Origin of the sequence: Brevibacterium sp. LS14 (assembly GCF_012027885.1) — a bacterium.
Taxonomy (GTDB): domain Bacteria; phylum Actinomycetota; class Actinomycetes; order Actinomycetales; family Brevibacteriaceae; genus Brevibacterium; species Brevibacterium casei.
This window is the reverse complement of sequence record NZ_SJXG01000057.1, coordinates 31,864-55,729: the sequence shown is the minus strand read 5'-3', so window position 1 is coordinate 55,729 and position 23,866 is coordinate 31,864. Positions and strand designations below refer to the sequence as shown.

Sequence of the window (23,866 nt, the reverse complement as noted above, 5' to 3'; positions counted from 1 at the left end):
CCGCCGTCGTCGGCCGCAGACGGATTCGGCCCCCGAGAGTCTCCTCTCGAGAGCCGAAATCCCAGGTCAGACCGTGAACGCGGGGGCGCGCCCCGTCCGCCGACGCAGGTTCAGGCATCGCCTCCGGTGAGAGCGTAAGCCTCGTCGACCGGTGATTCCTCGAGGTGTCCGTCGATGCGCCTCAGCGCCTTCCATCCGAAGGCGATGACGAGGATCGCCAGCACCACGGAGGCGGCACCGAAGAGGTAGGGCGCTCCTGCCCCGATGCTCTCCGAGACCGTGCCTGCCACGATCGGCGCCATCGCTCCGCCGATGAATCGCACGCCCGAATACGCACCTGATGCGACCGGTCGCGGCAGTTCGCTGACCTCCATCGCCGATTCCGTGAACACGGTGTTGAGGAGGCCGAGCACGAGGCCGGCGGCGACGACGCAGATGATGAGCCCGACGAACGAGGTCACGAGGAAGCACATGGCGACCAGAAGCGCCGCCATGACGACGAGCACCATGATGAGAGTCGCGCGCCGCTTGAAGTGCCGGGTGAGCACCGGTGCGCCGAACACCGAGGTGATCGCGAGGCAGATTCCCCAGCCGAAGAAGACGTAGCCGAGGCCCATCGCTCCGAAGTTCTCGACGCCCATCCGCTCAGCCGCCGCCTCGACCGGGAAGGGGCTGTAGGCGAGGAGGATGAAGAACGCGAAGTTGTAGAGCAGAGACGAGATCGCGATGACGAGGATCCCGGGATGGGCAAGGGCGCGGAATGTGGCGCTGAGATGGACCGGCGCCGCATCGTCCCTGATCGCCGACCCCTCCGACTTCGGGTTCGGCAGGAGCACGATGATCGCGATGAGTCCGATGGCCATGAGCGCCGTGGTGCCGAAGAACGGGCCGCGCCATGAGATGCCGCCGAGCAGGCCGCCGATGAGCGGACCGGTCGCGATCCCCAGCCCGAGAGCCGCCTCGTAGAGGATGATCGCCTTGTCCGCCCCGCCGGCGGCTGCGCCGACGACTGCCGCCAGAGCCGTCGACAGGAACAGGGCGTTGCCGAGTCCCCATCCGGCCCGGAAGCCGATGATCTGATCGACGCTGCCGGAGAGGCCGGCAAGTGCCGAGAACGCGATGATGAGCACGAGCCCGATGATGAGAGTGGTCTTCGTCCCGATGCGGGAGGAGGCGAAGCTCGTGAAGAACATGACCCCGCCGGTGATGAGCAGGTAGCTCGTGAACAGCAGCATCGACTGCGCCGGCGTCGCGTTGAGCTCACGGGAGATCGCGGGGAGGATCGGGTCGACGAGCCCGATGCCCATGAAGGCGATGACGCAGGCGAAGATGACCGCCCACACCGCCTTCGGCTGCCGCAGTATCGACGCCGTCTCGCTGTCCTGCTTGGTTTCGTTCGTCGCGCTCATCGTTTCGCCCGTTCGTCCTTTCGTTCGGTGTTCGCTGTCTGGTCGATGGAGGATCGGAGAGCCGTCCGCCCGTCCGCCTGCACGTGCGTGCGGCGTCATTCGTGGGACTCCCCCGCCGAGGCGGCTCTGGAGTCCGGGTCCCCCGCCGGGACGGTTCCCGGTTCCGGACTTCCCGCCGAGGCGGCACCCGGGTCCGGTCCGACAGGGTCGTCGGCCTCACCCCCGCCGTCGGCCTCGGCGGAGTCGTCGGTGCCCACGGGGTGCTCGTTGCGGAGGTAGTCGCCGACGAGCTCGAGGGCCCGATAGACGCTCATGCGCTCCTCGGCGGTGAGCGACTCGAAGTAGGGGACCATCTGATCGGTCATGATCTGACGGTTCGTCGCCAGGCGTGTCCGTCCCGCCTCGGTGAGCGAGAACTGAGACGCCCGCCTGTCCGTATCACTCGCCTCACGCACGACGAGCCCTTCGCTCTCCAACCGTCCGAGGAGCTTCGTCGCGGCCGGCTGCGAGGACAGGTAGCCCTGCGCGAAGTGACCGACCCGCACGGGCTGATACTGCTCGACGACGGCGAGGGCTCGCAGGGTGACGAGCTCGCTCTCGTTGCCGATGAGCCGTCGGAACGCCCTGGTCAGCCGCGAGGAGACGACGACCAGTCCGCGGACGATCTTCTCCGGATCCACATCTTCCATAACTCGTTTATATACCTTGGTTATGTAACTATGCAACCGCGTCCCACGCACGATCCCGGCTCGCCCCCTCTCCCCGCACCCACCTCACCCAGCACCCGCCTCGGCGGGGACATCGGCCACATGACGGACATCACAGACGTCGCGGGCCCCGGCGTGCTAGCCTGATCGCAACATGTTCCGGGGACGGTGAAATTCCGTGCCGGCGGTGACAGTCCGCGACCCGAGCGCAGCAGTGCGATCGGCCGACTCGGTGGAATTCCGAGACCGACAGTAAGAGTCTGGATGGGAGGAACAGGACGACCGCGGTCGTCGTGTCCGTGCGTGAGAGCGCTCGAGACCGACACCCGTGATCGGCGACCACGCTCCTCCCTCCCGGCCAAGGCTCGGGAGGTTTTCTTATGGGCGCACCGCCCACCGATGACGCGGCGATGGCCGCTGCGCTCACGGCCGCACGCGACGGCCGCCGCGGAGCCAATCCCCTCGTGGGAGCGACCATCCGCGCAGCCGACGGACGAACGGTGACCGGTCGCCACCTCGGCGCGGGGACCGCTCACGCCGAGGTCGACGCGATCGCCGCCGCCCGGGGCGCGGGCCTCGATCTCACGACGTCGACGCTCTTCGTCACCCTCGAACCCTGCTCGCACACGGGCCGGACCGGACCGTGCACGGAGGCGATCCGCGACGCCGGGATCCCCGAGGTCGTCTTCGCCCTCCCCGACACGACGGAGGCCGGTGGCGGCGGGCAGATCCTCGCCGAGGCGGGGGTCCGGGTCCGCTCGGGACTGCGAGCCGAGGAATCGGCTGAGCTCAACGCCCGCTGGCACCGCGCCACCGCCGAGCGCCGTCCCTTCGTCACGGCGAAGATCGCGCAGAGCCTCGACGGGAAGGTCGCGGCCGCGGACCGGACGAGTCAGTGGATCACCTCGGCGGCCTCGCGCATCCATGCCCACAGTCTGCGCGGCGAGGTCGACGCGATCCTCATCGGCACCGGCACGGTCAGCGATGACGATCCGCGCCTGAGCGCGCGCGGTGAGGACGGGGAGCTCCTCGACTCCCAACCCGTGCCCGTCGTCCTCGGCTTCAGCGACCTGCCCACGGGCTCGACGCTGGCAGCCAATCCCGCGACCGTGCACCTGCGCACCCACGACGTCGCCGCTGCCCTGCGCGAGCTCCACGACCGCGGTGTCCGCCACCTCCTCGTCGAGGGCGGGCCGCGTGTGCTCGGAGCCTTCTTCGCCGCCGACGCCGTCGACGAGGTGCTCTGCTATCAGGCTCCCGTCCTCCTCGGTCCCGGCCTGCCGAGCATCGCCGGCCTCGACATCGCGACCCTCGCCGAGGCGGTCGGCCTCGTCCCCGACGACACCGACATCCCCGCGGTCGCCCGGCTCGGCCCCGACGTCCTCCTCCACTTCACGACGGGAGGCCGATGAGCCTCCTCGCCCCCATCACCATCGACCCACCTCACGCACAGGAGGCATCAGTGTTCACCGGAATCATCGAAGGACTCGGCACCGTCGTTGACGTGGCGCGCCACGAGGACTCGGCCGTCCTCACGATCGACGCCGGCGACGTCGTCGCCGACCTCGGCCCCGGCGGATCGCTCGCCGTCGACGGCGTCTGCCTCACCTCGATCGTCGAGGACGAGAACGGCACGGCCGCCGAGACCGGCCGCTTCGTCGCCGAGGTCATGGGTGAGACCCTGCGGCTGACCGGCCTCGGCGCCCTGACCCCCGGTGACCCCGTCAACCTCGAACGGTGCACCGTCGCCGGCGGTCGCCTCGACGGCCATGTCGTCCAAGGCCACGTCGACGGCCTCGGTGAGGTCATCGCGCGCACCGACCACGCGGAGTGGACGACCCTGCGGATCGGGATCCCCGCCCGGCTCGCCCCGTTCACCGCGGTCAAGGGCTCGATCGCCCTCAACGGCGTCTCCCTCACCCTCACCGCCGTCTCGGAGCCCAGCCTCGCCGAGGCGTGGGTCGAGGTCGGCCTCATCCCCGCGACGCTCACACACACGACCTTCGGCGGCATCCGCACTGGCGACCCCGTCAACGTCGAGGTCGACGTCATCGCCAAGTACACCGCCCGGCTACTTTCGTTCGCCCCGGCGACAGCACCCACCACCGACCGAGGAGTCGATCATGACTGAGACCTCACCGACCACCGCTGCGGCTCAGGCCGCAGGGCCATCGCCGCGCACCGGGAGCGTGCGAAACACCGGGGGCGCTCCGGGCGCAGGCGGCGCTCCGGGCGCCGGACTCCTCGACACGATCCCCGAGGCGGTCGCCGCGATCGCAGCGGGCCGTCCGATCGTTGTCGTCGACGATGAGGACCGGGAGAATGAAGGCGACCTCATCATCGCCGCCGAGTTCGCCGACTCAGCGACGATGGGCTTCATCGTCCGCCACAGCTCGGGCGTCGTCTGCGCACCGATGACCGCTGCCCGCGCCGAGGCGCTGCGCCTGCCGCCCATGGTCACCGACAACGAAGACCCCAAGGGCACGGCCTACACGATCAGCTGCGATGCCGTCGGCGTGACCACCGGCATCAGCGCCGAGGAGCGGGCACTCACCGGGCGAGTGCTCGCCGCCGCCGATCCGGACCCGGAGGCGATCTCCCGCCCCGGTCACGTGTTCCCCCTCATCGCGAAGGACGGCGGTGTGCGCGAACGTCCCGGCCACACCGAGGCCGGAGTCGAGTTCGCGCGCCTCGCCGGCGCCCGCCCGGTGTCGATGATCGCCGAGGTCGTCCACGACGACGGGTCGATGATGCGCTTCGACGCCCTGCGGAGGTTCGCGACCGACAACGGGCTCGTCATGGTCTCGATCGAACAGCTCATCGACCACCTCGGCGAGGTCGAGGCGAAGGAGAGCGATGGCGCGGCGGACGATCTTCCGCTCGCGGACGCCGCCCTCACCGGGGCCCCGGCCATGCTGCGGCCCGCGGAGATGCTCGCCGCAGACGCGTCCGACGAGGTGCCGCTGCCGACGAGGTACGGCAGCTTCACGGCCCGCGCGTTCACCGTCGACGGTCAGGACCACCTCGGCGTGTACACGGGTCTGGACGACGATCAGGCTCCCCTCGTGCGGGTCCATTCGGAGTGCATGACCGGGGACGTCTTCGGTTCGCATCGCTGCGACTGCGGGGAGCAGCTCGATCTGGCGATGCGCACGATCGCCGAGGAGGGCGGCGCCGTCGTCTACCTCACCGGCCACGAGGGCCGCGGGATCGGGCTGAGCAACAAGATCCGCGCGTACGCGCTCCAGGACTCCGGCCTCGACACCGTCGATGCGAACCTGCGCCTGGGCCTCAGCGACGACGCCCGCGACTACCGGGCGGCAGCGGCGATCCTCACGTCGATGGGCCTGACGCGGATCCGCCTGCTCACGAACAATCCCACGAAGACCCAGGCGCTCGAGGCGCTCGGGATCACCGTCGAGGAGGTCGTGCCGCTCGAGATCCCAGCACGGCCAGAGAACGCGAAGTACCTCGCGACGAAGCAGACGCGGATGCACCACGCCCTGCATCTGGCCGGCTGAACGCGACCGCCCGGGCTCCCCGCACCGCGCGGGGCGGGCGGGCGGACGCGACCGGCAGGCGGACGCTTCCGGCTGAACCACCCGACCATCACACGCACACCCACACTCACAGAGGAGACTCACCCATGGCGCACTCCGGCGCACCCGACATCACCGTGACCGCAGGCGACTTCACCGTCGCAATCATCGCCGCCTCCTGGCACACCGAGGTCATGGACGGCCTCATCGCAGGTGCCGAGCGCGCAGCCGAGGAAGCCGGCGCGCAGACGACGCTCATCCGCGTGCCCGGCAGCTTCGAACTCGCGGTCGCCGCGGCCCGGGTCGCGAAGCACTTCGATGCCGTCGTCGCGCTCGGCGTCGTCATCCGCGGGGGCACACCCCACTTCGACTATGTGTGCTCGGCCGCCACCGACGGCCTCAACCGCGTCGCCCTCGACTCCGGCAAGCCTGTCGGGTTCGGCGTGCTCACCTGCGACAACGATGAGCAGGCCCGCGACCGCGCAGGACTCCCGGGCTCACGCGAAGACAAGGGCCACGAGGCGATGACCGCGGCCCTGGCGACCGCCTCGGCGCTGAAGGACTATCCGGTGAGCTGAGGGCCCGCGCGGCGAGGGGCCGTCCGCGCCGCGGCGAGGCGGCGAGGGGCGGCGAGGCGGCGAGGGGAACAGACAGAGTCGAGGACGCTCAGTGTCGATTCGTGCCGCAGAAATCGACACTCAGCGTCCTCGACTCGCGGGCTCGCGGGCGCTCCGCACCTGGAGCGCCACCCGCACACAGGTGACTCTCCTCCGCGACGGCAACGCCCCCACGAACGTGCTGCCCGACCGAGTTATGGACGCCCGGTGTCGATTTGTGCCGCAGAAATCGACACTGAGCGTCCTCGACTCGCGGGCTCGCGAGCGCTCCGCACGCAGGCCACGCTCGCCCCGGCTCAGAAGAGCTGGCGGACGTTGGTCCTCGCGAGGTCGATGAGCTCGTCGCCCTTGCCCGAGAGCACGGTGCGGATCGCGTAGAGCGCGAAGCCCTTGGCCTGCTCGACGGTGATCGACGGCGGCATCGAGAGCTCCTGGCGCTCGGTGGTGACGTCGAGGACCGCGGGCCCGTCGTGGTTGAGGAACTCGGTGACGACCGCTGGCAGGTCCTTCGACTTCTCGACGCGGTAGCCCTTGATGCCGACCGCCTCGGCGATCGTCGCGAAGTTCGGGTTCTCGAGGTCGGTGCCGAAGGTGACGAACCCGGCGGCCTTCATCTCGAGTTCGACGAAGTTGAGCGAGGAGTTGTTGTAGACGACGACCTTGACGGGCAGGTCGTTCTGGGTGAGTGTGATGAGTTCGCCGAGCAGCATCGCGAGCCCGCCGTCACCGGCGAGCGCGATGACCTGACGACCCGGATAGGCGGCCTGCGCACCGACGCTCTGGGACAGGGCGTTGGCCATCGACCCGTGGCTGAAGGAGCCGATGAGGCGGCGCCTGCCGCTCATCGTCAGGTACCGCGCCGCCCATACGACTGGTGAGCCGACATCGGGGATGAAGACCGCGTCGTCGGTGGCCGCCTCGTCGATGAGCTTCGTCAGGTACTGCGGGTGGATGGTCCGCTTCGACGGGGTCGCGAGCTCATCGAGCTCCTTGCGGGTCTTCGCGTAGTGCTTCGTCGCGGTCTTGAGGAACGAGCTGCTGCGTCCGGTCCGGATGAGCGGGAGCAGGGCGTTGACCGTATCGGCGACGGTGCCGGTCAGCGCGATGTCGACCTTCGTCCGCTTGCCGATCTGGGATCCGCGCACATCGACCTGGATGACGGTCGCCTCGTCGGGATAGAACTGCTGATAGGGCAGGTCGGTGCCGAGCATGAGAAGGGTGTCGCACGATTTCAGCGCATGGTAGCCCGAGGAGAACCCGAGCAGGCCGGTCATGCCGACGTCGAAGGGGTTGTCGTACTCGACGAACTCCTTGCCCCGCATCGAATGGACGATCGGAGCCTGAAGGGCGTGGGCGATTGCGATGAGTTCGGGATGGGCGCCCTCGGTGCCGGCACCGGCGAGGATCGTCACCTTCCTGCTGCCGTTCAGCGCTGCCGCGGCGTCCTCGATGAGGGTCTCAGCCGGGATGACGCGGGAGGGATAGAAGGAGATCTCCTCCGCCTCGGCGTCGATGTCGGCGAGACCGACGTCGCCGGGGATGACGAGCACGGCCACGCCGCGCTTCTCGATCGCCTCGCGCATCGCGATGCGCAGGAGGCGGGGCATCTGCGAGGGGTGGGCGACGTGCTCGGCGTAGACGCTGCACTCCCGGAAGATCTCCGTCGGGTGGGTCTCCTGGAAGTAGTTCGACCCGATCTCCTCGCTGGGGATGTGCGCGGCGATCGCGAGCACTGGCACCCGGGAGCGCTGGGCGTCGTAGAGGCCGTTGATGAGGTGGAGGTTGCCGGGTCCGCAGCTGCCGGCGCACACGGCGAGCTCGCCGGTCAGCGCCGCTTCACCGCTGGCAGCGAATGCCGCGCCCTCTTCGTGGCGGACGTGGACCCATTCGAGTTCGGGGTTGACCCGCAGGGCGTCGGTGAATCCGTTGAGCGAGTCCCCGGGGATCCCATAGACTCGCTTGACCCCGCTCGCGACGAGCGTGTCGACGATGTTCCTGGCGACGGTGGGCATGGTGCTCCTTCGGTTGGGACACGGCCACCGGAGCCCTGGTCTGCGCCCCGGTGTGAGGCATGGACTGCTGGTGCCAGTCTAGACCTCGCTCTGCGGCAGGGAGAGTTCCGTCGGTCACACCGCGCCAGCGGCAAGGTTTATTGCCACCGCTGTGCTGGGTTCGAGGTGTGAGAGAGGGGCCGCCGCGGCGAGGTGGGAATGCGTGCCCGCCGAGGTGGGGCTGACTCCCCCGTTCCGCCGAGGCCGTCAGGGGCGTTATCCCGCCGAGGCTGTCAGGCGCTCATCGTGTGCGCCTCGCGCTCGGCGATCGACTGCTTCTCGTCCCGGTTGATGATCGCGAGGAACACGACCGCGATGAGGCAGAGCGCGATGAGGAGCGCGAAGGTGAGGTTCCATCCGAAGTGATGGACGACGAGTCCCACCCCGCTCGAGGCCATCGTCGCCCCGAGGACGTACCCGAAGAGTCCGGTGAACCCGGCCGCCGTTCCGGCGACGTGCCGCGGGGAGAGGTCGAGGGCCTGGAGTCCGATGAGCATGACCGGGCCGTAGATGAGGCCGCCGATGACCGTCACCGTCGCCAATGGGATCCACAGGGGTGCATCGGCAGGGGCCAGCCAGTACACTGCGGTCGCGGCGGCGACTGCGAGCATGAACACGATGCCCGTGATCGAGCGGTTGCCGCGGAAGACCCTGTCGGAGAGCCACCCGCAGAGGATCGTGCCGACGATGCCCGCGAGTTCGAACAGCGAGAAGCCGGCGATGCCTCCGGTGAGGCTGGCATTGCGAACTTCGGAGAGATAGACCGGCGTCCAGGTGAGGATGCCGTAGCGCAGCGCGTAGACACAGACGTTGGCCAGGGCGAGGAGGACCATCGTCCGGTTGCGCAGCACGTACTTCTCGATCGTCTGCCACGTGCTCAGGGATTCGCGCTCCTCGGCGTCGGCCTCGACCTTCGCCGGGTCGTCCCGGTACTCCTCGATCGGCGGCAGGCCCTGCGATTCCGGGGTGTCGCGGATCATGAGGAAGGCGAAGAGCGCGACGACGAGGGCGACGAGCGCCGGCAGCCAGAACACAGAACGCCAGTCGTCGCCGGTGAGCTGGAGCCCGAGAGCGGCGAGGACGCCGACGAAGAATCCGCCGACGTTGTGGGCGACATTCCAGATCGAGGTCTTGATGCCGCGCTCGCTCGTGGAGAACCAGTGCACGAGGACGCGCCCGCTGGGAGGCCACCCCATGCCCTGCACCCAGCCGTTGACGAACATGACGATCGCGAACACCGCGATCGATGACGACAGCCAGGGCACCCAGGCGATGAGGAGGTTCGCCACCGCCGAGAGAGCGAGGCCGATCGGGAGGAAGAGGCGGGCATTGGAGCGGTCGGAGACGATCGCGGAGAAGAACTTCGAGAACCCGTAGGCGATGAGCGCGGCATTGGCGATGATCCCCAGCCCGACGGAGTTCATCCGGCCCTCGTCGATGAGCAGGCTGCCCACCAGCGGCACGTTGTTGCGGATGAGGTAGAAGCCCGCATAGCCGACGAAGATCCCCATGAACACCTGCGCCCGGAGGCGAGGATAGCGGCGGGCGACCTCGTTCTCAGAAAGCCGCGGTGCCGGGCTCGGCGCCGCCAGCCACCCCAGACCAGATCCCAGTCGCGCTCCCACGGATTCCCCTTCTATTCATGAACAAGACACCTCATGTTCACAGGAAGTTCAGAGGAATTCAAACGCGGCTCGACGGGCCCTCGCCGAGGCGGTGCTCAGACCTGCCCGCGCGCGAAGTAGTCGGCGACCTCGGGGTCGAGAGGCGGAACGGGCAGCGCCGATCCGCCCTTTCGCAGGGAAGCGGTCGCCTGACAGCCGACGGCGACGGCTTCCCGGGCCGCCACGGGTGAGGTCTCCGTGGGTCCGCCCTCGCGGGCGAAGCGGAGGAACTCGGCGATGAGGAGCGGGTCCGCGCCCCCGTGCCCGCCGTCGCCGCCGGAGACGACGACCGTCTCGTCCGGGGGTGCCGAGCCGTAGTGCCGACGGTCCCAGATGCCGATTTCGTCGCCGTCACCGTCGCCGAAGTTCTCGATCCGGCCGCGGGTGCCGATGACCGTGTAGTTGCGCCAGTAGTCGGGAGTGAAGTGACACTGTTCGTAGCTCGCCAGCGCCCCGCTGCGCAGGGTCATGTTCACCTGCGAGATGTCCTCGACGTCGATGGTCTCGTTGAGCCCTGTCTGCTCCTCCGGGGGCCAGGTGCCGAGGTCGAACCAGTCCCCCATCCGCTTGTCGGAGTTGTCGGCGCGATCGCCGACGTCCCCGTAGACCGTGAGCGCGCCCATCGCCGCCGTGACACGGGTGTACGAACCGGCCAGCCAGTGGATGACGTCGATGTCGTGGGCGCCCTTCTGCAGGAGCAGTCCCGTCGACTTCCGCCTGTCCGCGTGCCAGTCCTTGAAGTAGTAGTCGCCGCCGTGGCCGACGAAATGGCGGCACCACACCGCTTTGACCTCGCCGATCCGTCCGGAGTCGATGATGTCCTTCATCGTCCGCATCGCCGGCATGTGCCGCATGTTGTGGCCGACGTAGAGGCGCGCGCGGTTCCTCGCGGCGGCGGTGAGGATCGCGTCGGCGTCCTCGATCGTCGTCGCCAGCGGCTTCTCGCAGAAGGTCGGGATCCCCGCCTCGAGGCAGGCGATCGCGACCGGAGCGTGCGCGTGATCGGGGGTGAGGACGAGGACGGCGTCGAGTCCGGCGGAGAGGACGTCGCCGAGGTCGTCGGTGATCGCAGCCGTGGGGATCCGGTCTGCGGCGTCTCTGCGACCGCGTTCGCTGATGTCACAGATGATCGTCACCTCGTGTCCGTCCGCGGGCGAGTGCGCGTAGCGCCACAGTCCCGCTCGCAGCCCGAATCCGACGATGCCGATCTTCATGGTGGAGCTCATTCTGGGGTGTCCTTCTTCGTGGTCGGGGAGAGCGCTGCGGGCACCTCGGAGGCGAAGTGGCACATCGCCGTGTGAGAGGCGGGGCGGTCGCCGTCCGCGGCGTGCGGGCGGTCACTGTCCGCAGCGGCGGCGCTGTCTGCGGCGTGCGGGCGCGCACTGTCCGCCGCGTCTGTGGGGGCAGCGGCTGGTTCCCCTGCGGGTCGGGCATCGCCCCCGTGCAAAGAAGCGATGGTCACCGGCTCCGGGACGGATGTCGCACAGATCTCGGCGGCCATCCAGCACCGGGTGCGGAACCGGCAGCCGGTCGGCGGGTCGATCGGCGAGGGCGGATCGCCGCTGAGGACGATGTGCTCGCGCTCGATGCCGGTGGGCGTCCGCAGCTCCGGGGCCGCTGAGAGCAGCGCCCCGGTGTAGGGGTGCGCGGTGCGCGTGTAGACCTCTTCTGTGGGACCGCTTTCGGCGATCCGGCCGAGGTACATGGTGATGACCCGATCGGACATGTGCTCGACGATCTGCAGGTCGTGGGCGATGAAGAGGTAGCTCATCCCGAACTCCTCCTGGAGATCGGCGAGAAGGTTGACGATCTGGGCCCGCACGGAGACATCGAGCGCGGACACCGCTTCGTCGCAGACGAGCAGGCGGGGTTCGAGTGCGATCCCCCGAGCGATGCCGATGCGCTGCTGCTGCCCGCCCGAGAACTGGTGCGGCAGCCGGTCGGCGTGGTCGGGGTTGAGGCCGACGAGTTCGAGCAGCTCCCCGACCTTGGCCCGTCGCTTCCCCGGCGGCAGCAGGTCGCGGTGGATCTCGAAGGGTTCGCCGACGATCTTCGCGACGCTCTTGCGCGGGTCGAGCGAGCTCGAGGGGTCCTGGAAGATGAGCTGGATGTTGCGACGCATCTCCTTCCACGCCGACTTGGACAGCCCTGTGACGTCCTCACCCGAGAAGAGCACCTGACCCTCGCTCGGCGACTCGAGACCGGAGACGATGCGGGCGAGCGTCGACTTGCCGCAGCCGGATTCGCCGATGACGCCGAGGGTCTCCGCGTCTCCGATGGTCAGGCTGACATCGTCGAGGGCGCTGACGATCCGGTGCCGCCCGATCGGCAGAGGGCGTTTGAGCTTGTACGTCCGGGAGACGTGGCGCAGCTCGATCAGCGGCGTGGACCCGGCCGGCTCGGCCACCGAGCCGCCCAGCACCTCCCGAGTGCGCGCCGACGGGCCCAGCGCAGGGGAGGTCAGTGAAGTCGTCGTCACAGGGAAGCCACCCTCTCGCTCAGCCAGCATGCGCTGGTTCTGTCAGGTCCGGTCGGCAGGCGCTGGGGAAGCTGTGCGCACTTCTCCGTCGCGAACTCGCATCGCGGGGCGAAGGCGCACCCGCCGGGCAGGTTGAGCAGGTCCGGCGGCGCACCCGGGATCGCAGGGATCCTCTCCCCCTTGACCACCTCGGCGCCCATCGACCGGGCGAGACCCCTGGTGTACGGATGCGCCGGGGAGGCGAGCACCTCGGCGGTGGGACCCGATTCGACGACCCGCCCACCGTACATGACGATGAGATCGTCGGTGACCTCGCGCACGACGTTGATGTCGTGGGTGATGAGGACGAGGCTCATGCTCCGCGCCTCCTGCTGCTCGCGGAGCAGGTCGAGGATCTGCGCCTGGACGGTGACGTCGAGCGCCGTCGTCGGCTCGTCGGCGATGAGGACGTCGGGGTCGAGGGCGAGCGCCATGGCGATGACGATGCGCTGGCGCATCCCGCCGGAGAACTGGTGGGGGAAGTCCCTTGCCCTGGCCTCGGGGTCGGGGATGCGCACACGGCGCATCATCTCAACCGCCGCGGCCTTCGCCGCCGACCGGCCCATGCCGCGGTGGACGCGGTAGAGCTCCGCGATCTGCCGACCGACCGGATGGACCGGGTTGAGCGCGGAGAGCGCATCCTGGAAGACCATGCTCAGCGACGAGCCGATGATCCGGCGTCGGCGCCGCTCCGGCATCCCGATGAGCTCCTCCTCGCCGAGGCGGACGGACCCGGAGCGGATCCGCGCGGGTGGAGTGGGCAACAGTCCCATGACCGCCGAGGCGGTCACCGACTTCCCCGACCCTGACTCGCCGAGGATGCCGAGCGCTCTGCCCGAGGGGACGCGGAAATCGACGGAGTCGACCGCACGCACGGTGCCGCGGGGAGTCGCGAACTCGACGACGAGGTCGGTGACGGTGAGGTCGGGAGACGGTGTGCCGGTCATCGGTTCGCTCCGTTCGGGTCGAGCTCGTCGCGCAGAGCCTCGCCGAAGAGGACGAAGGCGAGCACGGTCACGGACAGGAACACGGCGGGGAAGATGAGGAGATGGGGCACCGTGGAGACGTACTCGCGGGCGACGGAGAGCTGAAGGCCCCACGACACCGACGGCGGGGTGAGTCCGATGCCGATGAACGTCAGCCCCGCCTCGGCGCCGATGGCCCCGCCGATCCCCAGCGTCTGGAGGACGAGGAGCGGGGTGAGCGAGTTGGGGACGATGTGGGAGAAGATCAGCCGCGAGTCGCTGCCGCCGAGGACCCGGGTGGCCTGGACGAACTCACGGTCCCTGATCGCAAGGACCGAGGAGCGCATGAACCGCACTCCGCCGGGCCACGCGAAGAGAGCGAGGGCGAAGGCGACGGTGAGGATGGATCGTTCGGGGAAGAGCTGGAGGATGACGATCGCGGCGAGGATGAAGGGCAGGCCGAAGGCGATGTCGCAGACGCGGGAGATGATCGCGTCGACCCAGCCGCCATAGAATCCGGCGATCGCGCCGAGGATCGCTGAGATGACGAACGAGGCGATCGAGACGAGGAGGCCGACGACGATCGAGGCCCGCGCGCCGTAGATGACGTTGGTGTAGTAGTCGCACCCCTGCGGGTCGTAGCCGAACCAGTGATCGCTGCTCGGCGGCAGGTTGCTGTTGAGGATGTCGCAGCCCTCGAGCGGTCCGGGTCCGAAGCCGGTGAAGAGCTGCGGGACGGCGGCCATGACGATCATGACGAGCACGAGGCTCGCGGAGAGGATGAGGCGCGGGCGTCGGAGCAGGGAACGGAGGCGGTGGCGCTTGGGCGGGGTCTGGGTCGAGACCGGGGCGGACTCGGTCAGCTGCTGGGTCATACTCTCACCCTCGGATCGATGATGCCGTACATGAGGTCGACGAGGAGGTTGAAGACGAGGTAGGCGATGACGAGGAATGTCGCGATGCCGACGACGACCGTGCCCTCCTTGTTGTTGATGGCGTCGACCATGAGCTGGCCGATGCCGGGGATGTTGAAGATCGCTTCGATGATCACCGTGCCCCCGAGCATTCCGGCGAGGCTGAGACCGAGATACGTCGAGACGGGGATCATCGTGTTGCGCAGGGCGTGGCCCCAGATCTGGCGCTGCGGGCTCAGCCCCTTCGCCATGGCCGTGCGCATGTAGCCGGCGCGCAGGACCTCGACGAGGCTGGTGCGGGTGAGCCGGGCGAGGCCCGCGGAGGCTTCGACGGCCATGACGAGGGCCGGGAGGATGAACGCCATCGGCCAGCCGGCTCCGATGCCCGCTGGGTCGACCCAGTTGAGCTTGACCCCGAAGAGGGTCTGCGCGCCGAGGGCGACGACGAAGCCGGGAACGCCGATGAAGAAGACCGTGAAGAAGAGCGCGAAGTGGTCAGCGGGACGGTTGTATTTGAGCCCCGAGTAGATCCCGATGAGCAGTCCGATCACGAGCTTGAGCGCCCACGCTGTGAGGCCGAGCTGCAGAGTCACCGGCAGGCGCTCGGCGATGAGACCGGCGACGGGACGACCGAAGAGATCGATGCCGAGGTCGCCGCGCAGCAGACCGAGCATGTACTGCCCGTACTGGACGAGGAACGGGTCGTTGAGGTGGTAGGCCTCGCGGATCTGCTGGACCGTCGCCGCGGGCAGTGGGCGCGACCCGGTGACGGCGGCGATCGGGTCGCCGGGCATCGCGAAGGTGAGAGCGTAGATGATGAAGGTCGCGCCGATGACCACGGGGATCATCTGGAGCACGCGACGGATCGTGTAGGCGACCATCATGCCCCCAGACGCGCGTCACCGCTCACGTGGGCGAGCGGATCCTCGAGGACCTTTGCCACCATCGAACTCGCCGCGTAGTGCGTAAGACTCATGAGGTGGCCATTGGAGACGACGACCCGCTCGGAGGCGGCCTCCCCGAGGACGGACTCCCGACCGACTCCGGTGCGGATCTCCTCGAAGTGGTCGGCCACCTCGGCGGGGGAACCGGCGATGACGAGCCGACCGGGGTCGTCGAGGTCGAAGAGCGCGGCCGCCGTGCAGCTGATGGCGCGGTTGCGTTCGCTCAGCAGCGCCGAGGCGGTGGCATCCCCGGTGTCCGCGAGCCTGACGAGGAGGTCGAGGTAGGAGATGTCGGTCAGTCCTGCCGTGTGTGCCTGCCGGACGAGGGCATCGTCGCTGGCGGCGGCCGCGAAGCAGCCGGTGCGACCGCACTCGCAGACCACGGTGGATCCGGGCACCGTGAGGTGGGAGATGATTCCGGCCCGTCGGCTCGCGCCGTGGCGGATGGCTCCCTGCCGCACGCTGATGCAGCCGACGTCCGAGGCGACGACGAGGAGGAGGAAGTCGTCGGTGACCCGACCGACACCGTAGAGCAGCTCCCACTGGGCGGCGGCGCGGACATTGTGATCGAAGACGATCGGCCCGCTGAGCGCGGCACGGAACGGTGAGATCGCATCGAGATCGCGCCACCCGGCGCTCGGGTGGTCGAGGACGACGCCTTCTCCCACGTCGACCTGCCCGCCGGTCGCGATCCCGGTGCCGAGCAGTTCACCCGGTTCCCTGTCGGCGGTGAGTCGCTCGGCCGCCGTGACGACCTTCGCGATCGCTTCAGGACCGGGAAGGTCTCCGTGCGGCACGAGTTCGGAGACCTTCTCCGTGCCGTCGAGACCCATGATCGTCAGACCCGTGACCTGCGGGCCGAGATGGATGCCGAGCACCGCACGGCGGTCCGGATCGACTGCCAAGGGCACCCGCGGACGCCCCATGCTGCCGGACTTCGACACCAGTCCTCGGAGGAATCCGTGGTCGATGAGTTCACCGGTGAGATTCGTGACCGTTGGAGCGGAGAGTCCGACGCTCTTCGCCACTTCCGATCGGGAGAGCCCGGGATTGTGGAGGAGGTGGCGCAGGATGAGTCCTGTGTTGCGCTGTTTGAGGCCGATGAGCGGCTCCCTCGTCTCGTGATCAGCAGGCATAGCCGGCCCGGTAGAACTGGATGTCGCCCTGGACTTCGTTCGTCGCCGCGCACTGCGAGCGCAGCCCGTAGTCCTTGGGGATGAAGAGGGGCACGGCCGGCATGTCCTCGAGGATGAGCGCCTCCGCCTGTGTGAACAGCTCGTTGCGCTTGGCCTCGTCCTGCTCGCCCCTGGCCTGTTCGAGGAGCTCATCGACCTTCGGATTGCTGTACTGGGTCGCCTGGTTGCCGTCACCGCCGGTCTGGTACTGGCTGAGGAACTGGTCGGGGCTCTTGTACGTCCACCCCCACAGACCGTAGACGGCACCTTCGAGCTTGCCGGTGTTGCGCTTCTCCGAGAGCTCAGTGGGCAGAACCGGGTCGAGCTTGACCTCGATGCCGAGGTTGTCCTGGATCTGACGGGCGATCGCCTGGATGAGCTGGTCGCTTCCACCGCTGGCATAGGAGATCTGCAGGGTGCCGGTGAATCCTGACTTCTCGAGCAGCTGCTTGGCCTTCGCAGGGTCGAAGGTGCACGATTCGCAGGCACCCTCCTGATAGGCCTCGAGGCTCGGCGACAGCAGCGAATCCGAGGGCATCCCCTGCCCTTTGAGCAGTGCGTCGACGGTCTTCTTGCGGTCGATCGACAGAGACACGGCCTTGCGGAAGTCGGGGTTCCTCAGCTCCTCGATGTATTCGGGGAACTGCAGGGAATCCTGTTTGCTTCCGGTCTGCACCTCGTAGATCGCGTCCTCGCCGACGTCGGTCTTCGCCTTCTCGACGATCTGCGGGGTGGAGTTGCGCATCATGTCGAGGTTGCCCGCCGTGAAGTCCGTGTAGGCGGCGTCGATGCCGGTGTAGATCTTCGCGACGAGGGACTCCGCTCCTCCGGAGAAGGCCTCTCCACCGGGGAACTCCTTCCACTTCTCAAGGTCGACCTGGACCCCGTGATCCCATGACGTGAACTTGTAGGGACCGTTGCCGATCGGGTTCTTCTCGTACTCTTCAGGGTTGTCGAACGCGGCCTGCGGCAGCGGACAGAGCGGGTTGGTCGACAGAAGCATCGGGAAGTCGGCGTTGGGGGCGTTGAGCGTGACTTCGATCGTCTTGTCGTCGGGAGCTCTCACTCCTGAGAGCTCCTTCGTCTTCGGTTCTCCCTCGGCGGGATTGAGATCGGAGTAGCCCTCGAAGGTGGTGAAGGAGCCGTTGCCCTGCCAGGCGTTCGGGCCGTAGGCGGTCTTGTTCCACGCATCGACGAACGAAGCGGACGTCACCGGGGTGCCGTCCTGGAAGGTCCACCCGTCCTTGAGCTTGATCGTCCAGTTCTTCGCATCCTTGGATTCGACGGACTCGGCGACGAGCGGTTCGTACTCCTGGTTCTCGACATTCATCTCCATGAGGTTCGCGCACAATGCCATGCCGATCTGCGAGCCCGGTTCCTTCTGGGGCAGAATCGATTTCGGCTCGGAGGTGTTGAACGACAGGCTTCCATCGCCCTCCGGGGTCGAGGATGAGGAGCCCGAGGAGCAGCCGGAGGCGAGGAGGACCGCCGAGGCGGCCAGGGCGGAAAGGGTGAGCAGGTGACGCTTCGTCTTCATTGACGTGTCCTTCGTTCCGTTCGTCGGTGAACTGCGGAGGTCGGACCGGGCGGTTCCGGTCAGCGTGATGGTGAGTACGGGGAATTCCAGGTATCCCGACTCCCCTGTGGCGGCTGTCACAGCCGCATGGTTAGTTAGTTTATCTATTGAAAAAACAAAGTCAACAGGCGCGGCGGGGAAAGATCGGTTCGCTGGCGGTGACGGTGAGCGGGCCGGTCAGGTCACCGGCGTCTCGGCTCGCGCACCTTCACCGTGGCTGCCGTCGCCGGTCTCCCACACCATCGTCGAGGCCAGGGTCTTCTGCCGGCTCGGGTTCTCGATCGAGGTCGCAGCACCGACGTAGGGTTCGATCGTCTGGAGCAGCTTCTGCGGGGTCGCGAGCACCATGTGGAAGCCGAATTCGAGGAAGACGTCGAGCGCCATCCGCGTGTACCGGGCATCGGCCTTGTCGAAGGCCTCGTCGAGGATGATCGTGCCGTACTTCGAGATCGCCTCGTCGGGGTCGGCGAGCTGGTAGCGCAGGGCGGCGGCGAGGCAGAAGATGACGAGCTTCTGCTGCTGTCCGCCGGACATCGCCGCTCCCGAGTCGTAAGTCGCGTGCGCGCGGCCGTGGTCGTCGATCTCCTCGGCGAGGAAGCTCACGTGCAGTCGGGTGTCGAGGCACTGGGTCCGCCATACCCGATCGACGTGCTCGCTCGAGGCGAAGCGGCGCATCACCTCGGCGAGGGTCGCGTACCTCTCTTCCGCAGTCTCGCTGTCGTCTTCGTTCCAGCCGCCGCCGACGATCCGGCGGAGGTCGGCGATGAAGGCGTTGACGGTCTCGCTGCGGCGGGTCTTGACCTTGAGCCGGAGGTAGCGGCCTTCGTCGAATCGGGAGCGCAGGAGGGAGGAGTTGATCGGGGCGACCCGGTCCTCGATCTCGTGCGAGGCGGCGTAGATCTCGTTGAGGAGCTCCCCGATGAGGTCGCGGGAGCGCTCGCGCAGGAGGTCGCGAAACCGGTTCTCGTGGTCGGGCAGACCGTGGGCTTCGATCTCGTCGAGCATGACGAGGTAGTCGTGGCGGTCAGCGACCTCGGCCGTGAGCTGGACGGCCACCGACGGCCAGGCCGCCTTGAACTCCGCGGCCAACCGGGTCACGGCCTGACCGGCCTCGCTCGCCGCCGCCTGCGCGCGGTCCTTCTCTGCCTGCAGGGTCTGGGACACCTGCTGGCCCGCCTCGGCGAGGGTCTCCCGGCCGATGCTGCCCTCGACCTTCCCGAAGCGGGCATCGAGGGCGTCGGCGAGGGCGGGGTCGACCTCGAGGATGCGGCCGGCGTCGATGTCCTCGGTGAGGCGGTCGATGTCGGCACGCAGGTCGCTGATCTGCTCGTTCGCCCGCCGCAGCGCATAGTCGGCGTCACGGGTCTGCGCCTCGGCGGACTCTTTGGCCGCACGGGCCCGACGTTCGGCGCCGATCGCCTGCTGGAGGTCGCCGTCGGCGGCCTCGAGGTCGCTCAGCTGCTTCTCGAGCGCCGTGATCGCCGCCTCGGCGCCGGCAGTGTCGATGTCACGCCACGACTGTTCGCGGATGCCGGCGAGGATGCCCTTGCGGCGGTTGGCCAGGGCGGTCTCCGCGGTCGCGGCGCGGACGATCTCCTCGGCTGCAGCCAGCTCCGTCTGCGCGTCGCGGAGGGAGTCGATGAGCGCGTCGAGCTTGGCGTCCCGGTTGCCGAGCACCCAGTTGCTGCGGTCGTCGATGCGGCGCCGGTCGTCCTTCTCGTATCGGGTGCGTGAGGACTTGATCTGACCGGCCAGGGTGACGGCGCGGGCGTAGTCGTCGAGGTCGTCCGGACGGTCGACGCAGGCGACGTCGAAGCGTTCGGACAGGGCCGAGCGGACCCATTCGCCGAATCCCGATTCGGCGACGTCGATCTTGTTGACCAGGGACTTCTCGCTGCTCGCGGGTCGCGGCTTGGGAGCCTTGGCCGGGATCTCCTCGAAGACGAGACGTCCCCTGACCCGGTGGGCGTCGACCCAGGAGCGGACGGCGCCGAGGTTCTCCTGCCGGACGAGGACGGTGAGCGCGAAGGGTCGGAGCACGCGTTCGATCGCTCCCGTCCACTGCGCGTGGGCGGGGTCGACTTCGATGAGCTCGGCGGCGAACGGCAGCGCCTTCTCGCTCAGGCCGGTGCCCTCGGCGAGTTCGCGGCGGATCTCGAGGAGGCTGCCGGGCACGGTCGACCCGGACTTCCGCAGCGAGTCGATCTCGGCCTCGAGGTCCCTGACCCGACGGCGTGCCGTCGAGAAGCGGTCGTGATCGGCGTGGCTGGGTCCGCTCTCGGAGTCGTCGTCGAGGGCGGCGGCGATCTGCTCCTGGAGTGCGGCGAACTCGGCCGCCGAGGTGGGTGCGTGGTCGATGCCCGCCTGTTCGAGTCGGCGTTCGAGGCCGGCCCAGCGGTCGGCGACGGCGCGCCGTTCGGTCTCGGCGGTGGCGATGCGCTGCTGGAGGTGCTCGGCTTCGGCGCCGCCGAGTTCGAGGGTGGCCCGGCGGGCGAGGTCGTAGTCGTCGACGGCGGTGTCGTAGTCGCGTTTGGCGCGATCGGCGGCAACCTCGAGTTCGACGAGGTCGCGGCTGCGGGCGCTCAGCTCGGTGCGCAGGACGTCGAGCTCGCGGCGCTTCTGGAACGGCAGGAGGGCGTCGTTGAGGGCGACGGCCTGGGCTTCGGCCTCGTGGGCCGAGTCGTAGCGTGTCGCGGCGTCGCGCAGCTGGAGGAGGTGGTCGCGTTGGCGACGGAGTTCGACGACGTGGTCGTGGGCGTCCTTGAGGTCACCGAATTCGCTCACCGCCGTGTCGGCGAGGGCGAAGGTGTTGGGGACCTCGAGCATGTGGTCGCGGAAGAGTCGGTCGAGGCTGTCGAGGCTCTTCGCCGACTGCGTCTTGTGGAGCAGCTGGAGGGCGGCATCGCTGGCCATGCCGAAGACCTTGCGCATCCGGGCGTAGAACTTCGCGTGCATGCCGTTCGAGGTGATGACCGCCTCGGGGTGATCGGCCTTGAGTCTGCGGGTCTCGAGTCCGGTGCGCGCGTACTGCTGGAGGTCGGCGAGGTCGAGGCCGGCGCGTTCGAGCAGGCACACGTCGGCGAGGTCGGCCGCGGTCGTGCTCGATCCCTTGAGGAAGAAGAGCCGGGCCAGGGTGAGCGGACGGTCGGAGCCGTTGTCGTAGCGCAGCACGATGCCGCTCCACGTGGCACGGGGCCGCAGGTACTTGCTCACCACTCGGTCCTCGTCGGAGTCCGCGGTCCGCGTCCAGGCCCCGCGGACGTAGCTGACGAGGCTGCGCTGGTCGACGCGGCTGCCGGCGGTCTGGGCGGCGACGTTGAAGCGCAGCCACTTGTCGGGGGTGAGGACGGCGGCGATGCCGTCGAGGAGGGAGGACTTCCCGGAGCCGGAGGGTCCAGTGATGAGATGGCCGCGGTGGGAGACGGGGATCCGGTGGATGTCGGAGTCGAAGGTGCCCCAGTTCGCGATCTGGATCTCCGAGAGCCGCCACTGGCTGCCGACGTCGGGCCGGTGCGCCCCGCGGGCGCGGGCCTGGTCGGCGATGAGGGCGGCGTCGAGCGGGAAGAGGGCCTCGGTCATGCGTCGACCTTTCCGTGGGCGACATTCGTGGCGGGGTCGCCGGTGCCTGCGTTCCGGGTGTCAGCGACCGCCTCGGCGGGGTCATCGGTATCTGTGTCGGCGGTGCCGGCCTCCCCGGTGCCGGCGATGCGTTCGTAGACGTCGATGAGCTCGCGGACGCGGTCCTCGTCGATGAGGAACCTCACCATCGGCGAGATCTCGAAGCGGTCGTCGCCGACCTTGTGGAGGACGCGCAGGCGGTTGCTCATCCGTCCCCACGCGCCGTTGAGGTTGCGCTGGAAGGTCGACTCGTCGCCGGTGCGGTAGATCGCGAGGCGCTCGTAGACCTCGTCGCGGTCGACGATGACCCGGCGTTCTCCGGGGGCGGCGAGGAGGAGCTGGCGCAGGACGAGGAGCATCGCGGTGTCGAGGAAGGTCAGGCGTTCGCTGCGCACGGCGGCCGGGACGTCGAGTTCGTCGGTGACGACCTTGCGGGTGAAGGCGAACTCGTCGACCTTGTCGATGACAAGGTCGAGGAAGAGCTCGTGGAGGCGGGAACGGACGAGGGCCTCGTCGGTGACGAGGGCGGACCACAGCTGCGGGCTCTGCGTGCCCGAGACGTAGGGGCCCTTGAGGAGTTCGAGGAGGACTCGGCGGGTGTTCTCACCGAGCGTTCCCGTGTCCCCGGTCCACAGTCCGTCGGGGCTGTCGGTCGCCTGCCGGTCGGCGTCGAGGCGGGTGTCGGGGGTGTCTGTCATAGTCGGATGCCTTCGGTGAAACGGTGGCGGCGGATGATGGCGTGGCGGTCGACGCCGTCGACGCCGGACCAGGTGATCCTCTCCCTGGCCTCGGGATCGACGGTGCCGTAGGTGCTCGCGAGCGAGAGAAGGCCGACGACGCTGGCCAGGCCCTGCGTGGCCGGGTAGGTCTCGAGCACCTCGGCGACGGTGACCGAGTCGGTCCCGGCGATGGCGCGGTTGATGTTGTCGGTGAGCTCGGCGAAGTCGATCTCGGACTCGCGGGCGATGGCGATGAGCTCGGCGAAGTCGACGTCGGCCTCCCCCGCCTCGGCGAGTTCGTCTCCGGCGTCGAACTCGGCGGGATCGTGGAGGATGACCTCGCCGAGGCTGCCGAGGGGAACGCTCGAGAGCTCGAGTTCGACGCCGACGTCGTCGTAGGGCCGCCGCACGGCGGCGACCGGGGCGGCGGTGGCGAGCGCGTCCTGGAGGAGGGAGCGCATGACGCGGTCGCGTTGGAATTCGTGGGAGTGGACGTAGCGACGCAGGCCGCGGGCGAATTCGGTGAGGATGTCGGAGACCTCGCGGGAGCCGTCCTTCATCTGCCGCATCAGGGTGCGCAGGGACCGGCGGGTCTCGGGGGTGAGGGCTGCGGAGAAGTCGCGGTCGAGGATCGCTGCGATGTCCTCGTCGAAGGCCGCTGCCTGCTCGGGGTCGCGGACGAGGGCGGAGAATGCGGCGAACGTCCGACCTTCGTCGGAGGATTCGATGAGGTCGACGCCGCGGAAGACCTCGTCGAGGACCTTCGACTGGGAGTCCTCGGCGGAGAGGATCGAGAGCCGCAGGTCCTGGTTGAGCTCTTCGAACCGGGCGCGCACGCGCGCGAAGTCGGCGGGCATGCCCTGGGCCTGCTGGAGGATGTCGGCGACGCGCTCGTTGGCGCGGCGCCGGTCGAGCACGATCGAGCGGGGGTCGCCGCGGCGGACGCGGGCGATCTCGGCGTCGATGCGGTCGCGTTCGGCGTGGAGCGCGGCGAGTCGGCGGGCGCTGTCGGGGTCGGTGTCGATCGCGAGCTGCCGCACCGCCTGGGCGAGGCTGACCAGCCGGGATTCGGTCGCCGTCTGCGGTGGGGTGCGCAGCTGTTCGAGCATCCGGATCGCATCGAAGCCCGCGGCGGAGAGCTCGTAGGTCTCCCCGCGCGCCGAGGTGGCCGGCCGCCGCACGAGGATGCCCGCGCGCCGCCAGTCGTCGCAGTAGGCCTTCGCGGTGCGGGTGCCGAGCGGGAAGTGGTCGCGCAGATCCTCGAGGTCGGAGTCGATGCTCTCATGGAGGTCCTCGGTGATCATACGCGTGCCCGGCCGGCCGAGGTGGGCATCGAGGGTCACTGCCATCACGGGAAGGTGGTCGGCCCGGAGCATGCGCAGAGTCTCATCGGACTCGAGCAGTCGCTTGTAGGCGAGTGCGGAACTCAGGGCAGACATGACCTCCATTG

General features: G+C 68.7%; 18 protein-coding genes and 1 riboswitch. Of the genes, 4 read left to right on the top strand and 14 right to left on the bottom strand.

All coding sequences use genetic code 11. From position 1 onward, the window contains the following. Positions 1-110: 110 nt before the first annotated feature. Both EZE58_RS13650 and EZE58_RS13645 read right to left on the bottom strand, forming a co-directional pair. Positions 111-1,409 (bottom strand): MFS transporter, encoded by a 1,299-nt coding sequence (locus EZE58_RS13650; RefSeq protein ID WP_063249674.1) that lies wholly within the window; start codon positions 1,407-1,409, stop codon positions 111-113. Between the two features lie 95 nt (positions 1,410-1,504). After that, positions 1,505-2,098, bottom strand: coding sequence for a MarR family transcriptional regulator (locus tag EZE58_RS13645; protein ID WP_063249673.1), 594 nt, complete (start codon positions 2,096-2,098; stop codon positions 1,505-1,507). A 169-nt stretch (positions 2,099-2,267) separates the two neighbouring features. Then, positions 2,268-2,396, top strand: a riboswitch (FMN riboswitch). A gap of 100 nt (positions 2,397-2,496) precedes the next feature. On the opposite strand from EZE58_RS13645, the gene ribD reads away from it, so the two are divergent. The 4 genes from ribD (at position 2,497) to ribH (ending at position 6,233) form a co-directional block, all read left to right on the top strand. Beyond that, positions 2,497-3,528, top strand: coding sequence for a bifunctional diaminohydroxyphosphoribosylaminopyrimidine deaminase/5-amino-6-(5-phosphoribosylamino)uracil reductase RibD (ribD, locus tag EZE58_RS13640; protein WP_063249671.1), 1,032 nt, complete (start codon positions 2,497-2,499; stop codon positions 3,526-3,528). Then, entirely contained in the window at positions 3,525-4,247 is a 723-nt protein-coding gene (locus EZE58_RS13635) for a riboflavin synthase (RefSeq protein ID WP_164672054.1), read from the top strand. Before ribD ends, EZE58_RS13635 begins: the two co-directional genes overlap by 4 nt. Further along, on the top strand, positions 4,240-5,637 hold the full coding sequence (gene ribA, locus EZE58_RS13630; RefSeq protein ID WP_082834898.1) for a GTP cyclohydrolase II: 1,398 nt from the start codon (positions 4,240-4,242) through the stop codon (positions 5,635-5,637). Before EZE58_RS13635 ends, ribA begins: the two co-directional genes overlap by 8 nt. Positions 5,638-5,762: 125 nt before the next feature. Next, on the top strand, positions 5,763-6,233 hold the full coding sequence (gene ribH / locus EZE58_RS13625; RefSeq protein WP_063249670.1) for a 6,7-dimethyl-8-ribityllumazine synthase: 471 nt from the start codon (positions 5,763-5,765) through the stop codon (positions 6,231-6,233). Between the two features lie 335 nt (positions 6,234-6,568). Here the strand turns inward: ribH and poxB are convergent, their stop codons facing one another. The 12 genes from poxB to EZE58_RS13565 form a co-directional block, all read right to left on the bottom strand. Then, a complete protein-coding gene (gene poxB / locus EZE58_RS13620; protein ID WP_009378881.1) occupies positions 6,569-8,284 on the bottom strand; it encodes a ubiquinone-dependent pyruvate dehydrogenase in 1,716 nt (571 codons plus the stop codon). Positions 8,285-8,556: 272 nt separating this feature from the next. Next, the gene (locus EZE58_RS13615) at positions 8,557-9,948 is read right to left on the bottom strand and encodes an MFS transporter (protein ID WP_040341892.1); all 1,392 of its coding nucleotides are present in this window, start codon (positions 9,946-9,948) and stop codon (positions 8,557-8,559) included. Between the two features lie 95 nt (positions 9,949-10,043). After that, entirely contained in the window at positions 10,044-11,213 is a 1,170-nt protein-coding gene (locus EZE58_RS13610; RefSeq protein WP_040341890.1) for a Gfo/Idh/MocA family oxidoreductase, read from the bottom strand. Then, positions 11,210-12,466 carry an oligopeptide/dipeptide ABC transporter ATP-binding protein gene (locus EZE58_RS13605; RefSeq protein WP_223289895.1) on the bottom strand — a complete coding sequence of 419 codons (1,257 nt, stop codon included), beginning with the start codon at positions 12,464-12,466 and terminating at the stop codon, positions 11,210-11,212. The genes EZE58_RS13610 and EZE58_RS13605 overlap by 4 nt, the downstream gene beginning before the upstream one ends. Continuing rightward, complete coding sequence (locus tag EZE58_RS13600; protein ID WP_009378876.1) at positions 12,463-13,452, bottom strand: ABC transporter ATP-binding protein; 990 nt, start codon at positions 13,450-13,452, stop codon at positions 12,463-12,465. Before EZE58_RS13600 ends, EZE58_RS13605 begins: the two co-directional genes overlap by 4 nt. Further along, on the bottom strand, positions 13,449-14,345 hold the full coding sequence (locus EZE58_RS13595; protein ID WP_009378875.1) for an ABC transporter permease: 897 nt from the start codon (positions 14,343-14,345) through the stop codon (positions 13,449-13,451). The genes EZE58_RS13600 and EZE58_RS13595 overlap by 4 nt, the downstream gene beginning before the upstream one ends. Next, positions 14,342-15,268, bottom strand: coding sequence for an ABC transporter permease (locus EZE58_RS13590; RefSeq protein ID WP_197907822.1), 927 nt, complete (start codon positions 15,266-15,268; stop codon positions 14,342-14,344). The genes EZE58_RS13595 and EZE58_RS13590 overlap by 4 nt, the downstream gene beginning before the upstream one ends. Then, on the bottom strand, positions 15,265-16,464 hold the full coding sequence (locus tag EZE58_RS13585; protein WP_009378873.1) for an ROK family transcriptional regulator: 1,200 nt from the start codon (positions 16,462-16,464) through the stop codon (positions 15,265-15,267). The genes EZE58_RS13590 and EZE58_RS13585 overlap by 4 nt, the downstream gene beginning before the upstream one ends. Next, a complete protein-coding gene (locus tag EZE58_RS13580; RefSeq protein ID WP_009378872.1) occupies positions 16,454-18,040 on the bottom strand; it encodes an ABC transporter substrate-binding protein in 1,587 nt (528 codons plus the stop codon). The genes EZE58_RS13585 and EZE58_RS13580 overlap by 11 nt, the downstream gene beginning before the upstream one ends. 216 nt (positions 18,041-18,256) lie before the next feature. Beyond that, positions 18,257-21,658 (bottom strand): SbcC/MukB-like Walker B domain-containing protein, encoded by a 3,402-nt coding sequence (locus EZE58_RS13575; RefSeq protein WP_009378871.1) that lies wholly within the window; start codon positions 21,656-21,658, stop codon positions 18,257-18,259. Then, positions 21,655-22,395 (bottom strand): DUF4194 domain-containing protein, encoded by a 741-nt coding sequence (locus EZE58_RS13570; protein WP_009378870.1) that lies wholly within the window; start codon positions 22,393-22,395, stop codon positions 21,655-21,657. The genes EZE58_RS13575 and EZE58_RS13570 overlap by 4 nt, the downstream gene beginning before the upstream one ends. After that, positions 22,392-23,855 carry a DUF3375 domain-containing protein gene (locus EZE58_RS13565; RefSeq protein WP_009378868.1) on the bottom strand — a complete coding sequence of 488 codons (1,464 nt, stop codon included), beginning with the start codon at positions 23,853-23,855 and terminating at the stop codon, positions 22,392-22,394. Before EZE58_RS13565 ends, EZE58_RS13570 begins: the two co-directional genes overlap by 4 nt. Positions 23,856-23,866 lie beyond the last annotated feature (11 nt).

Coding starts and splice junctions, on each gene's coding strand:
- EZE58_RS13580 (WP_009378872.1), bottom strand. CDS start 18,040: ATGAAGACGAAGCGTCACCTGCTCACCCTTTCCGCCCTGGCCGCCTCG.
- EZE58_RS13585 (WP_009378873.1), bottom strand. CDS start 16,464: ATGCCTGCTGATCACGAGACGAGGGAGCCGCTCATCGGCCTCAAACAG.
- poxB (WP_009378881.1), bottom strand. CDS start 8,284: ATGCCCACCGTCGCCAGGAACATCGTCGACACGCTCGTCGCGAGCGGG.
- EZE58_RS13575 (WP_009378871.1), bottom strand. CDS start 21,658: ATGACCGAGGCCCTCTTCCCGCTCGACGCCGCCCTCATCGCCGACCAG.
- EZE58_RS13600 (WP_009378876.1), bottom strand. CDS start 13,452: ATGACCGGCACACCGTCTCCCGACCTCACCGTCACCGACCTCGTCGTC.
- EZE58_RS13635 (WP_164672054.1), top strand. CDS start 3,525: ATGAGCCTCCTCGCCCCCATCACCATCGACCCACCTCACGCACAGGAG.
- ribH (WP_063249670.1), top strand. CDS start 5,763: ATGGCGCACTCCGGCGCACCCGACATCACCGTGACCGCAGGCGACTTC.
- EZE58_RS13610 (WP_040341890.1), bottom strand. CDS start 11,213: ATGAGCTCCACCATGAAGATCGGCATCGTCGGATTCGGGCTGCGAGCG.
- ribD (WP_063249671.1), top strand. CDS start 2,497: ATGGGCGCACCGCCCACCGATGACGCGGCGATGGCCGCTGCGCTCACG.
- EZE58_RS13645 (WP_063249673.1), bottom strand. CDS start 2,098: ATGGAAGATGTGGATCCGGAGAAGATCGTCCGCGGACTGGTCGTCGTC.
- EZE58_RS13590 (WP_197907822.1), bottom strand. CDS start 15,268: ATGATGGTCGCCTACACGATCCGTCGCGTGCTCCAGATGATCCCCGTG.
- ribA (WP_082834898.1), top strand. CDS start 4,240: ATGACTGAGACCTCACCGACCACCGCTGCGGCTCAGGCCGCAGGGCCA.
- EZE58_RS13570 (WP_009378870.1), bottom strand. CDS start 22,395: ATGACAGACACCCCCGACACCCGCCTCGACGCCGACCGGCAGGCGACC.
- EZE58_RS13650 (WP_063249674.1), bottom strand. CDS start 1,409: ATGAGCGCGACGAACGAAACCAAGCAGGACAGCGAGACGGCGTCGATA.
- EZE58_RS13565 (WP_009378868.1), bottom strand. CDS start 23,855: ATGTCTGCCCTGAGTTCCGCACTCGCCTACAAGCGACTGCTCGAGTCC.
- EZE58_RS13595 (WP_009378875.1), bottom strand. CDS start 14,345: ATGACCCAGCAGCTGACCGAGTCCGCCCCGGTCTCGACCCAGACCCCG.